The organism is Nonomuraea sp. NPDC049784, assembly GCF_040659615.1.
Taxonomy (GTDB): Bacteria; Actinomycetota; Actinomycetes; order Streptosporangiales; family Streptosporangiaceae; genus Nonomuraea.
Map to the genome: position 1 here is coordinate 1 of NZ_JBFAMX010000291.1, position 11,961 is coordinate 11,961.

Here is an 11,961-nt window from a genome sequence, read left to right on the forward strand (position 1 = left end):
ACGGGGATGTCGAGCCGCTCACGAAGGCGGTCTTCGACCTCGAAGCAGCGCGGGGCACTGATGTCCTCCAGGTTGATGCCACCGAACGACGGCGCCGGCCACCGTGGCGATGGGGCGCTTCCGCACCCGGTCGGCCGCGCGCAGCTTCCAGGTGGCCTCGACGACGCCGCTGCCGGGCGAGACGGTCGGCACCGGCATGCCCATCATCATCGACTTCGACACCCCGATAGAGGACAAGGCGGCCGTCGAGCGGGCGCTGGAGGTCAAGGCGGAGAGCCCGGTCGAGGGCGCCTGGCGGTGGACCAGCGACACCCAGGTGATCTACCGCACCCGCCGGTTCTGGGCCCCGCACCAGCAGGTCACGGTCACCGCGCACCTGGCCGGCGTGCGCGCGGGCGCGGGCCTCTACGGCGCGACCGACTCCACCTTCGCCTTCACCGTCGGCCGCGCGCAGACCAGCGCGATCGACACCAGGACCCACCAGATGGTCGTCCGCCGCGACGGCGAGATCGTGCAGCAGATGGCCATCAGCGCGGGCGTGGCCACCACCCCCGAATACACCACGACCAGCGGCATCCACCTGACCATGGACAAGGGCAACCCGGTCCGCATGATCTCCCCGGGGCGCGTCAAAGGGGAGCCCGGCTATTACGACATGATGATCGACCATGCCGTGCGCATTTCCAACAGTGGCGAATATGTGCACGCCAAGGACAACGTGTGGGCGCAGGGCCGGGCAAACGTCAGCCACGGCTGCATCAACGCCAGGCCCGACCAGGCGGCCTGGTTCTACGCCGGGTCGCTGCGCGGCGACCCGGTCACGATCATCGGCACCGACCGCGAGCTCGAGTGGAACAACGGATGGGGTTTCTGGCAGCTGTCGTGGGAGAAATGGCGGCAAGGAAGCGCACTGGCCGACGCTCGGGTGCCGCAGGGATGATTCCGGGATTACGGTAGAGACGGGGGGAACTACTCGCAGACACGGGCCCGTTGTCCCATCAGGAGGGCCGGACATGGCTGATTGGATCGTCTGGATAATCCTCGCGGTAGTCCTCGGCGTGGCTGAGATATTCACCCTCACCGCCTCGCTCGGGCTCCTGGGCGCGGCCGCTCTCCTGACCGCCGCCACCGCGGCCATCGGGTTGCCCGTCCCCCTGCAGTTGCTGTTCTTCGCCGTCTCGTCCGCGACCGGCCTGCTGGTGCTCAGGCCGATCGCGTTGCGCCACATCACGCAGCCGCCGCTGCAGCGGTTCGGCGTGGAAGCACTGGTCGGCAAGCCCGCCTACGTGGTCTCAGAGGTGACGGGCCGCGACGGCCGCGTTCGCATCGGGGGCGAGGAGTGGTCGGCGCGTGCCTACGACGAGACGCTGGTGATCCCCGCGGGGGCGACCGTCGACATCATCGAGATCGAAGGGGCGACAGCCCTCGTCTATCCCCGGGAGTGACTCATGGATCCGCTTTTGCTGGTCGGAATACTCGTCATACTTTTCGCCCTGCTCACCGTGCTCAAGGCCGTTCGCATCGTCCCGCAGGCGCGGGCGCGCAACGTCGAGCGCCTGGGCCGCTACCACCGCACGCTCAAGCCGGGTCTCAACTTCGTCATCCCGTACATCGACCGCGTCTACACCATGATCGACCTGCGCGAACAGGTCGTCTCCTTCCGCCCGCAGCCCGTCATCACCGAGGACAACCTCGTCGTCGAGATCGACACGGTCCTCTACTTCCAGGTCACCGACCCGCGGGCGGCGGCGTACGAGATCGCCAACTACATCCAGGCCGTCGAGCAGCTGACCGTCACCACGCTGCGTAACGTCGTCGGCTCCATGGACCTGGAAAAGACCCTGACCTCGCGTGACACCATCAACAGCCAGCTACGTGGCGTGCTCGACGAGGCCACCGGCAAGTGGGGCATCCGCGTCAACCGCGTCGAGATCAAGGCCATCGACCCGCCCAAGACCATCAAGGACGCGATGGAGAAGCAGATGCGGGCCGAACGCGACAAGCGCGCGGCGATCCTCACCGCCGAGGGCCAGCGGCAGTCGCAGATCCTCACGGCGGAGGGCGACAAGCAGAGCCGTATCCTGCGCGCGGAGGGCCAGCGCGCAGCGGCCATCCTGGAGGCCGAGGGCCAGTCGCGCGCCATCGACCAGGTCTTCCAGGCGGTCCACCGCAACGACCCCGACCCGAAGCTGCTGGCGTACCAGTATCTGCAGGTGCTGCCGCAGCTCGCGCAGGGCGACGGCAACACGTTCTGGGTGATCCCGAGCGAGGTCACGTCGGCGCTGCAGGGCGTCTCGAAGGCGTTCACGGAGGCGCTGCCGCGGTCGGCGGCTACGCGGGACGAGGTGCCCGAGACTTCGCAGATGGACGAGGAGGTGCTCAAGGCCTCGGAGGCGGCCGCCGAGGCGGTCGCGGACGCTCAGGAGGCGGAGGGCCCCGGAGGGCCGCGCCAGCTCACCAAGGGCGTCCAGGAGCCGTCCCCGTTCCCCGACCTGGACCGCGAGCACAAGGAAGCCGAACGCTGACGTTTCCCCAGAGGCGCCCGCCCGAAGCGGCGGGCGCCTCCGCGTGGGGGCTGGTTGATGTCGAGGGGTGAGAGCTGAGGGTCCGGGTCAGGCGACGGCTTCGAACAGGTGGCGAAGCCCGTCCTCCCGATGCGCTGCCCGGGCCCGGCAGCTGAGCCTGACGAGCGCATCCGCCAGCGCGATGTCCGGGCTTTCCGGCGGGATGTCGTCCCCCATACGGGTGCGAAGCCATTCGGCTATCTCGGCCCACGAGTAGATGCTGATGTTGTCGGCTTCGATGAGGGGAGCAGGGAAGCCGCCAGGACCGCGCTGCCCCGCGGAGAGCTGTCGCAGGCTGGCCTGCGTGCGCCCGCCATGCCGGCGGGCCGCGTCACCCAGCGTCACCCCGTCGCCCTGCCCGACGGCGACCACCCACAGCCCCGGGACCGTCCTGATCTCGATGAGCACGGAAGCGATGGCCTCCAGCAGGCTCTCCCCCTCGCGGTGGCACGAGACGTACGTGCTTCCGTCTTTGCCTCCCGATATCGTGCAGTCATCCAAACCGGCCTCGAACAGAGCGTCCATCTCCTCGTCGGAGGGCTCTCGGTTTAGAGTGACGCGGAAGTCCCAAGTAGTCATGAGATCTCCTCGCTCGTACTGCATGTCTCGTGCTCCTTAGCCCATTCGAGAGGCTCTTTCGCATGGGTGCCCGGGTTGCGCGGCGTGCACCAGATCGACTGCCGTTTGACCCCGCAAACGCATTCGATCCACCCCCAGCGATGCCCGTTGTGGCTTTCCACCACGGTCAACGACTGGATCTTGCGGACCGTCTTGAAGGCCGCGTTGATTTCGTTGTGCTGATGTCTTCCTCGACCAACCATGTACTAACCTTGCAACAGTGTTACACAGTTAGAACGGCGTTTCCAACCCTGGAGCACTCACTTCTCGCATGGCAAAGCCCGCCGCGCGGTTCGTGCGCGACGGGCTTCGTTACGGCGAGTGCTCCCGGTCCCTGCCGGAGGGTCAGTGCGAGAGGGGGGCGTCCGTGGTGTCCACCAGCGTGCAGTCGGCGATCGGTCCCTCGCCGACGCGCGCCCAGATGCCCGCCACGATGCCCCCACGGTCGTTCTCCGAGACGCTGAACTCCAGCACGCCCGTCTGGCCCGGCCCGATCACGCTCGGGTCGATGACGAAGCCGGGGCGGGCATCCGCCGGCGGCGGGAACACCGACAGCCGCGCCTCCTCGTCACTGAGGAAGTGGCTGCTGCGGGGCTGCGGGCTGCACTTCTTGCCGTAGGGGATGTAGTTCACCACGACGTGCGCCCCCATGGCGCGCAGGTCCGCCTGGAGCTTGTCCGGGTCCTTGGCCTCTCGAATGCCGATGTGGATGAGGCCGTCGGCGCCCTTGGTGACGGCGTATGCGGGGGGGCCGCCGAACAGCAGCGGCACGGCCACCCCGGCGGCGGCCGCCAGACCCGCGACGGGGGCCAGGACGGCGAGGCGCTTCCGCCTGGGCTTGCGATCGATCTCGGTCATCACGAACTCCTTGAGCAGTCGGTGACGGCCCTCGGGAAGATCGCGTTCGGTCGGCCAGTTCATCGGATCTCCTCCTTCTTCTCGGGGCCGAGGTCACCTACTACCTGTCGGTTCGCCGAGGGTGGTTCCATGGCGAGTTTCTTCCTGGCCCGCGACAGCCGGGACTTCACGGTGCCCACCGGGACGCCGAGTGCCTCGGCCGCCTGGGCATAGTCGAGCCCGGCCCAGACGCACAACGCGAACACGTCCTGCTCCTGCCGGCGCAGCCGCCCGTACGCCTGCCGCACCGCCGCCAAGCGCTCGGCGTCGTCGATGCGGCCCACGACCTCGTCGGCGAAGTCCGGCACCTCTTCGCCCCTGGGCAGCCGGACCAGGGCGTCATCGTGCCTGCGGGCGGCCCTGCGCACGTTGCGTGCCACGTTGGTGGCGATGCCGAGCAGCCAGGGCCGCAGCGAGCCGCCCTCGGGGTCGATCCGACTCCTTAATCGCCAGGCTTCCAGGAACGTCAGCGCCATCACGTCCTCGGCCGTGGACCAGTTGGCGGTCAGGCGGAAGGCATGGTTGTAGACGGATTTCGCGCAGTCGTCGAAGAGCTCGCCGAACGCCGCCTTGTCCCCATCACGTATGCGGGCACGCATCGACATATCCACATCTGTCTACTGTCCGCTCGGTGGGTCAGGTTCCGGCTCAGTTCGGTAGCCCCACGCGCCGCCCGAGGTCGTCCCGCCGGGCGAACGGCCCGGCGGGTTCTTCGGAATCGTCCTCGCCTTGGGTCAGGAGGTCGTGGGCAGAGTCCATTGCTGGTTGCGCGTGCCGTGGCAGGTCTCCAGCTCGACCGCGCGCCCGGCTTGGCCGTTGCCCGGAGGCACGGTGAGGCACAGCCCGGTCGCGACGTTGCGGAGGGTGCCGTCCGCCTCCGCGCTCCACCGCCTGGCGGCACCCGGCTCGTCGCCGCAGGTCGTGATCGTCACCGAGGAGCCGCCGGTCAGGCAGAAGTCGTTGATCAGACGGAGTGTGGAGTCGGCCCCGAGCACCCAGCCCTGGTCCGTCGCCTGGTGGCAGGTGTCCACGACGGACTGGGCGTTCTCGGTCCTGGCCAGGGTCTCGTCGTCGGCCCACTCGAGCTGGTCGGCGTCGACACCCCGGCTGTCCAGACAGAGTCCCGCCGCGTTGGTGACGGCGCCGCGTACGGAGTTTCCGATTCCCAGGGTCTGCACGCTCCCGCCGGGGGCCGTCTGAGTACGCACGTTTGAGCAGTCGCCGTTGTTCGACAGGCGGCTGACGGTCCCGGTGACCTTGGCTCCGGCGGGAGTGACGCCCTGCGGCAGGGCGAAGAAGGCCGAGCTGTACGGCTGGCCGAGGCAGGTGGATCGGGGCATGCTCCACTCGTAGTACTCGACCCAGTCGACCATGCCGCCCGTCTTGATCGCAGTCGCCGGCGTCCTGATGCTGCCCAGCTTGAACGACGTGCCGACGGTGGTGTCGGTGACCGTGGCCCCGAACCAGCCGTCGCCCTCGTAGGCGACCGTGAAGGCGAACGCGTGCCCGGCCTTCCAGGGGAAGCGGGCCCGGCAGCTCATGCCCTCGCCCTCTCCGCCGAAGTCTTGGCACCAGGACCCGGCCGAGCCCGCGCGGGCCTCGGTCACCTGCCAGACGGAGAACAGGAAGAGCTGGGGCTCGCCGCCGTTGGTCTGCATGCCGATGTAGGCGCCGTCACCCTTGTTGAAGCCGAACTGGTGGGACCAGAACGTGTACGAGGTGAAGCCCGGGTCGGTCGTGACGGTGTTGCCCCAGGTCACCTCGGTCAGCTCGGTGACGCCGGCGGGGAACGAGTAGTTGGTGTAGGTGCCTGGCGTGTCGCCCCAGCCGTCCTCGTTCGCCGCGGCCGGCGAGGCGGCGGCCAGGCTCACGCCCAGGCCGAGGGCGAGCGTTCCAGCGAGGGCGCGTAAGCGCCTGCGCATCCATGCGGTCATGTGCTTACTCCCTGATCGTAAAGGCGATAAAAGCCGTTTGCGCATAGGTCACGGCCGCGCGTCAGTGTGAGCGATCAGCTCTGCCCGGCGTCGAAGTAGGCGGCCAGCTCCGGATCCAGCGGCGGCACGTCGTACGGCGTGCCGCCGTTCCGCAGCGACATCGTTGCCATGTAGCCCGCCGCCACGCTCATCCTGGCCGCCACCGGAGAGGTGTCCGTGGCACCGCCGTCCCGGACGAACCGGCAGAACTCCGCCACGATCTGCTCGTCCGCGCCCCCGTGCGACCCTTGCGCGAGAGGCACCTTGTACGCGATGTCGCAGTCGTCCCGGTAGGCCGTGGGGCCGGTGTTCCACACCTTGACCGTGTCCCCCGGCCCGTCGCCGAAGTTCTCCAGGCGGCCCTCCGTGCCGATGACCGTGTAGTTGCGTACGTAGTCGGGCGTGAAGTGGCACTGCTGGTACGCGGCGATGACGCCGTTGTCGAGCCGCATGTTCATCACGGACACGTCCTCGATGTCCACGATGTGATTCAGGTCGGTACGCGAGGTCGGCGGCCACTCGTACTCCTGCAGCCACCCGTCGGGCCGGGGCGTGCCGGGCGCGCGGCGCGGCAGGTCGCCGTAGACCATGAGGTCGCCGAACGCGTTCACCCTGGTCGTGTAGCCGCCGGCGAGCCAGTGGATCACGTCCAGGTCGTGTGCCGCCTTCTGCAGCAGCAGGCCCGTGGTCCGGGTGCGGTCGGCGTGCCAGTCCTTGAAGTAGTAGTCGCCGCCGTACGACACGAAGTGGCGCACCCAGACGGTCTTCGGCTCGCCGATGACGCCCTTGAGGATGATGTCGCGCATGAGACGGACCACGCCCATGTGACGCATGTTGTGCCCCACGTACAGGCGGGTCCCGGTGTCGCGGGCGGTGCGCAGGATGTTGTCGCAGCCCTCCACCGTGATCGCCATCGGCTTCTCGAGGTAGACGGGCTTGCCCGCCTGGAGGCAGTCGATGGCGATGGCCTCGTGGGTGTCGTCGGGGGTGTTGACGATGATCGCGTCGAGGTCGCGCCGGGCGAGCAGCTCGCGGTAATCCGTGGTCAGGAACTCCGCCTCGAACCTCCCCGCCTGCCGTTTGAGCACCGCCGGGTCGGAGTCGCACAGCGCGGCCACGATCGAGCCTTTGCCCGGCCGGTGCGCGTGCAGGGAGAGGCTCGTCCGCAGGCCGAGGCCGATGACTCCGATACGCAGGTCTTCCACTTGTTTCCTTTCTCAATCAACCCTTGGCGATGGAGGCTTCGTACTCGCCCCGCATCGCCTCGCCACCCTTGCTCAGCCATTTCTTCACGAAGCCGGCCCAGTCCGACAGCGGCTTGCGACCGGTGACGATGTCCACGACCATGTCCGTGCCCATGGTGCTGAGCTCGCCGTTCTTCTGCGTGTAGGTGTCGGAGAAGTGGCCGGTCGTGACGCGCTGCTGGAGCATCGGCGCGACCTTGGTCTCGAAGTCGTGGATCAGTTTGGTGCGCTCGGGCTGGCCGGGCAGGAAGAGCGCGGAGGGCGACCCGATCACGAACGTGATCGGCTGCAGTGTGGTGGGCACCTCGGCCTTGCCCTTGTCGGTGAAGGTCAGGTCGCCGTCCTTCCTGGTGAAATGGGTGCCCTCCACGCCGAAGTTCAGGAGCTGGTACTCCTCGGTGCCGAACGGCGCCGCCAGGTAGTTCAGCACGCCCAGCAGCGTCTCGATGCGCTTGGGGTCGACCTTCTTGCTGATCGAGGTGAAGCCCACGGAGCCGAGGCCGGCGTTGTAGACAGGCTTGGACGACGGGGTGGCGGCGAAGGGCACGATGGCGCCGAGCTTGTACTTCTGCGTCTTCGCGAGATTAATGAAGCCGGGGAACGACTCCACGAAGGCCCCGATCTGGCCGTTGGCCACCTTGTCCTGGATGGTGGAGAGCGCGGGGTCGGGCCAGAACAGCTTCGCCTTGAAGCACTTGACCGCGAGCTCCAGCGCCGCCTGGTACTCGGGCGTCTCGAACTGGTGGGTCAGCTTGCCGCCCTCCAGCCGCCACGTGTTCGGCGCGCCGTACCACTGGCTGAACATGCTGACGTGGTTGTAGTAGGACGGCTCGAGCGGGTACTTGTTCTTGCCGACGTCGAGCAGCTGCTTGGCCTTCTCCACGAAGTCGTCGGCGCCGGCGAATCCGAGTCCGCCGACGGGTTCCCAGTAGTCCTGGTTCACCCCGAAGATCTGCCCGAGCCTGCTGTACGCGACCGCGACGCCGAAGAGCTTGCCGTTGGTGACGGCCGACTTCCAGGTCAGGTCGCCCAGGTTGGCCAGGTTCGGATACTTCTTGATCGCGTCACCGCTCAGGTACGGCGTCAGGTCATGGAACTTGGCCTCCAGCAGCTCGGGCACCCGCTGCAGCCCCTGGTTCGGCGGGAACCAGACGAGGTCGGGCAGGTCGTCGCTGGCGATGATCGCGTTGAACTTGTCGGGGTAGCCGTCGCCGACCACGATGTTCATGCTCCACTCGGAGCCCAGTGCCTTGCCCACCTCCTGCAGGTAGGTGTTCTCGCCGGGCGCGGGCGGCGCCACGTCCCAGGTCTGGGTCAGCGAGGTGATCTTCTGGCCGTCCCCGGGCGGGGCGGCGACGGACTTGACCAGCTCGCTCGGGTACTTGAGGTACGCGGGGTCCTGGCCGGCGTCGATCGGCAGGTCAGGCGTGGGGATCTTGGCGGCCGTGTACGTGGGCAGGGCCAGCTTCCTGGACAGCTCGGCGCCGCCCTTCTTGACACCGGCCGCGCCACCGCCCTCGCCCCCGCAGGCGGCGAGCCCGGCGACCGTGACGCCGGCGAGCGCGAGTCCGAGGAAGCCGCGGCGGGACATCGTTGATGACATGGTTCTCTCCTGCGAACGGGGGGTTCATCCTTTGATGGCGCCGGTCAGGACGCCCTTGGTGAAGTACTTCTGGAGGAAGGGGTAGGCCAGCAGGATGGGCACGAGCGCGGTGATCAGCACCGCCATCTGCACCGACGAGGCGGGAAGGTCGCGCACGATCGCGACGTCGGAGCCGGTGGCCGCGGTGCCGCGGAAGATGTACTGGCGCAGCACGACCTGGATCGGGTGCTTGGTCGGATCGTTGATATAGAGAATCGCGTTGAAGAACGTGTTCCAGTACGAGACCGCGTAGAACAGCCCCACGACGGCGATCACAGCCTTGGACAGCGGAATCGCGATCCGCCACATCATCCGGAACTCGCCGCACCCGTCCATGCGCGCGGCCTCGAAGAGCTCTTCCGGCAGGTTCTGGAAGAACGACCTGACGACGACCACGTTGAACGCGTTGACCAGCACGGGCACGATGAGCGACTGGTACGTGTCGATCATCCCGAGCTCTTTGACCATGAGGTAGCTGGGGATCATGCCCGGCGTGAACAGGAACGTGGCCAGCACCATCAGCAGGATCGGCTTGCCGCCGAGCATGCCACGCCGCGACAGCGCGTACCCGAGGAAGACCGTGCAGATCAGGCTGAGCGCGGTGCCGGTGACCGTGATCCCGATGCTGATCAGCACCGACCTGGTGACCGCGCCGCCGGACAGGATCAGCTCGTACGCCTCGAACGTCGGGTGAGAGGGCCACAACACGTAGCTGCCGCCGTTGGCGATGCTCTCCGCGCGGCCCATCAGGCTGGTGCCGACGGCCAGCCCGAACGGGTAGAGCACGGCCAGCGTGATCGCGGCCAGCACGACGAACTTGAGCGTGCGCCCCGCGATCGTCGGGCGCTCCATCCACGGCGGCCTCATCGATAGATCCCCTGCTCTCCGAAGCGGTGCGCGAGCTTGTTCGCCGCGTAGATCAGCGCCGCTCCGATGAGACCCTTCATGAGCCCGGCTGCGGTGCTCATGCCCCAGTCGCCGTCGCGGATGCCGTGGTAGTAGACGTACGTGTCGATCACCTCGGCGGCGCCGGCGCCCACGGCGTCGCGCTGCAGGACCATCTGCTCGAAGCCGACGGACAGGATGTCGCCCAGCCGCAGGATGAGCATCATGAGGATGACCGAGCGGATGCCGGGCAGCGTGACGTGCCACAGGCGGCGCTTCCAGTCGGCGCCGTCGATCGCGGCGGCCTCGTACTGGCTCATGTCGATGGCGGTGATCGCGGCGAGGAAGATGATCGTCCCCCAGCCGCAGTCCTTCCAGATCACCTGAGCCGTCACGAGGAGCTTGAACGTGTCCGGGTTGGACATCAGGTTGCCGATGGTGATCCCGTGCGAGTTCAGGAACGTGCTGACCGTCCCCGCGCCCCCGATGACCTGCTGGAACATCGCGACCACGACCACCCACGAGAGGAAGTGCGGCAGGTAGACGACGCTCTGGATGAAGCGCTTGATCCGGTGGCCGACGAGCGAGTTCAGCAGGAGCGCGAGGGCGATCGGGGCCGGGAAGTAGAGGATGAGCTGCAGCACGGTGATCTGCAGGGTGTTGCCGACCGCGCTCCAGAACTCCGGCTCCTCCAGCAGCATCACGAAGTTGTCCAGCCCCACCCACGGGCTGCCCGCGATGCCGAGGAACGGCGCGTAGTCCTTGAAGGCGATCACGTTGCCCAGCAGGGGCACGTAGAAGAAAGCTACGAAATACAGCATGCCGGGCAGGCACAGCACCAGCAGCGTCCAGTCGCGCTTCAGCCGCTCAAGCAGGGGAACAGCGGCCACGCTCACCTCCAGTCCGTACGAGTTGGCTGGAGGCTAGTACGTATTTATGCAATTAACTAGGGTAAATCTTGCAACTCTGAGCACCCCAGAAGGATCGATGCCGCGCAGCGACATGTCCGTGACAGAAGAGTTACCTAATTAACCAAGTTGCCTACGTAAAGAGCAGGCGCTCGGCGTGGTCCAGCGCGAAACGCACCGCCCCGAGCGTGATGCACTCGCTGCCCAGCTCCGACGCCACCACCTCGGGCGGATACGGGCAGTACTCCTCGAACAGCTCCCTGACCGGCTCCACCAGCAGGTCACCGGCCGAGGACAGGCTGCCGCCGATCACCACCATCTCCGGGTCGAGGGGATTGACCACGGTGATCAGGCCGGCGGCCAGGCCGCGCGCGAACTCCCTGACCGCCTGCCCGGCCTTCTCGTCGCCCGCCCGCGCCCTGGCGATCGCGAACTCCGCGCTCTGCCTGGCGGAACGGAGCTCCCCCGGCTCCACGGCCATCGCGTAGTCCATCACGTAGCGGTAGGAGGTCCAGTTTTCGTGCGGCTGGGCGCCGATCTCGCCGGAGGCGGCATGGGCTCCGCGGTGCGGGCGGCCGCCGATGAGCAGGCCCATGCCGATCCTGTCGCCGGTGAACAGGTAGATCACGTCGTCGCGGCCTCTGGCCGCGCCGCGCCAGTGCTCGGCCAGCACGGCCAGGCGCATGTCGTTCTCGACCAGCACCGGCGCGGGCAGCCGACGGGTCAGCTCGCCCTGCAGGTCGAGGCCGGTCCAGCCGGACAGGACCATGCTCTTCACGACCCGCCCCGCCCCGTCCACCATGCCCGTCGTGCCCACGCCGACGGCGGCGGCGTCCGCGAGCGCGAGACCCGCCTCGGCGGCGGCCTCGGCGGCCAGCGCGGCGACGGCGTCGAGCCGGTCGCCCGCGGGCATGTCGCGGTGGTTGGGCGCGCGGCGGGTGACCGCGATCGTGCCGTTGAGGTCGGCGACCATGGCACGCAGGTGGGAGCCGCCGATGCCGAGCCCCAGCACGTGGCCGGCCGACGCACGGAACCTGAACCGCCTGGCCGGGCGGCCCCGCTGGCGGTCGCCGGGCTCCTCACCGCAGTCCTCGGCCCAGCCCTCCGCCACCAGCTCGTCCACGATGACCTCGGCCGTCGGCCTGGACACGCGGGCCGACCTGGCGAGCTCGGACAGCGTCGCGACCTGGGACTCGCGCAGGATGCGCAGGATCGCCGCCGAGTTGAGCC

12 protein-coding genes are annotated in these 11,961 nt (G+C 68.1%); 3 read left to right on the plus strand and 9 right to left on the minus strand.

Annotated features, from left to right (window positions below; translation table 11 throughout):
• Positions 1 to 109 precede the first annotated feature (109 nt).
• From AB0J09_RS38865 to AB0J09_RS38875, 3 genes are all read left to right on the plus strand, one after another.
• Positions 110 to 940 (plus strand): L,D-transpeptidase, encoded by an 831-nt coding sequence (locus AB0J09_RS38865; RefSeq protein ID WP_360702358.1) that lies wholly within the window; start codon positions 110 to 112, stop codon positions 938 to 940.
• Between the two features lie 73 nt (positions 941 to 1,013).
• A complete protein-coding gene (locus AB0J09_RS38870) occupies positions 1,014 to 1,445 on the plus strand; it encodes an NfeD family protein (RefSeq protein WP_360702361.1) in 432 nt (143 codons plus the stop codon).
• Between the two features lie 3 nt (positions 1,446 to 1,448).
• Positions 1,449 to 2,525, plus strand: coding sequence for an SPFH domain-containing protein (locus tag AB0J09_RS38875; protein WP_360702363.1), 1,077 nt, complete (start codon positions 1,449 to 1,451; stop codon positions 2,523 to 2,525).
• A gap of 87 nt (positions 2,526 to 2,612) precedes the next feature.
• Here AB0J09_RS38875 and AB0J09_RS38880 read toward each other — a convergent pair whose 3' ends face one another.
• The 9 genes from AB0J09_RS38880 to AB0J09_RS38920 all read right to left on the minus strand — a co-directional run.
• Positions 2,613 to 3,143, minus strand: coding sequence for a hypothetical protein (locus AB0J09_RS38880; protein WP_360702365.1), 531 nt, complete (start codon positions 3,141 to 3,143; stop codon positions 2,613 to 2,615).
• Positions 3,144 to 3,527: 384 nt separating this feature from the next.
• Entirely contained in the window at positions 3,528 to 4,103 is a 576-nt protein-coding gene (locus AB0J09_RS38885; RefSeq protein WP_360702366.1) for a hypothetical protein, read from the minus strand.
• Positions 4,100 to 4,678 carry an RNA polymerase sigma factor gene (locus AB0J09_RS38890; protein WP_360702369.1) on the minus strand — a complete coding sequence of 193 codons (579 nt, stop codon included), beginning with the start codon at positions 4,676 to 4,678 and terminating at the stop codon, positions 4,100 to 4,102. Before AB0J09_RS38890 ends, AB0J09_RS38885 begins: the two co-directional genes overlap by 4 nt.
• Before the next feature lie 135 nt (positions 4,679 to 4,813).
• Entirely contained in the window at positions 4,814 to 6,013 is a 1,200-nt protein-coding gene (locus AB0J09_RS38895; RefSeq protein ID WP_360702372.1) for a ricin-type beta-trefoil lectin domain protein, read from the minus strand.
• Positions 6,014 to 6,087: 74 nt separating this feature from the next.
• Positions 6,088 to 7,257 (minus strand): Gfo/Idh/MocA family oxidoreductase, encoded by a 1,170-nt coding sequence (locus AB0J09_RS38900; protein WP_360702375.1) that lies wholly within the window; start codon positions 7,255 to 7,257, stop codon positions 6,088 to 6,090.
• A gap of 16 nt (positions 7,258 to 7,273) precedes the next feature.
• Positions 7,274 to 8,899, minus strand: a complete 1,626-nt coding sequence (locus AB0J09_RS38905; protein ID WP_360702378.1) for a hypothetical protein — start codon at positions 8,897 to 8,899, stop codon at positions 7,274 to 7,276.
• A gap of 24 nt (positions 8,900 to 8,923) precedes the next feature.
• Complete coding sequence (locus AB0J09_RS38910) at positions 8,924 to 9,805, minus strand: carbohydrate ABC transporter permease (protein ID WP_360702381.1); 882 nt, start codon at positions 9,803 to 9,805, stop codon at positions 8,924 to 8,926.
• Positions 9,802 to 10,713 carry an ABC transporter permease subunit gene (locus AB0J09_RS38915; RefSeq protein WP_360702382.1) on the minus strand — a complete coding sequence of 304 codons (912 nt, stop codon included), beginning with the start codon at positions 10,711 to 10,713 and terminating at the stop codon, positions 9,802 to 9,804. The genes AB0J09_RS38910 and AB0J09_RS38915 overlap by 4 nt, the downstream gene beginning before the upstream one ends.
• 151 nt (positions 10,714 to 10,864) lie before the next feature.
• Positions 10,865 to 11,961 (minus strand): ROK family transcriptional regulator (locus AB0J09_RS38920; protein ID WP_360702385.1); only part of this gene is annotated, 1,097 nt, incomplete at its 5' end.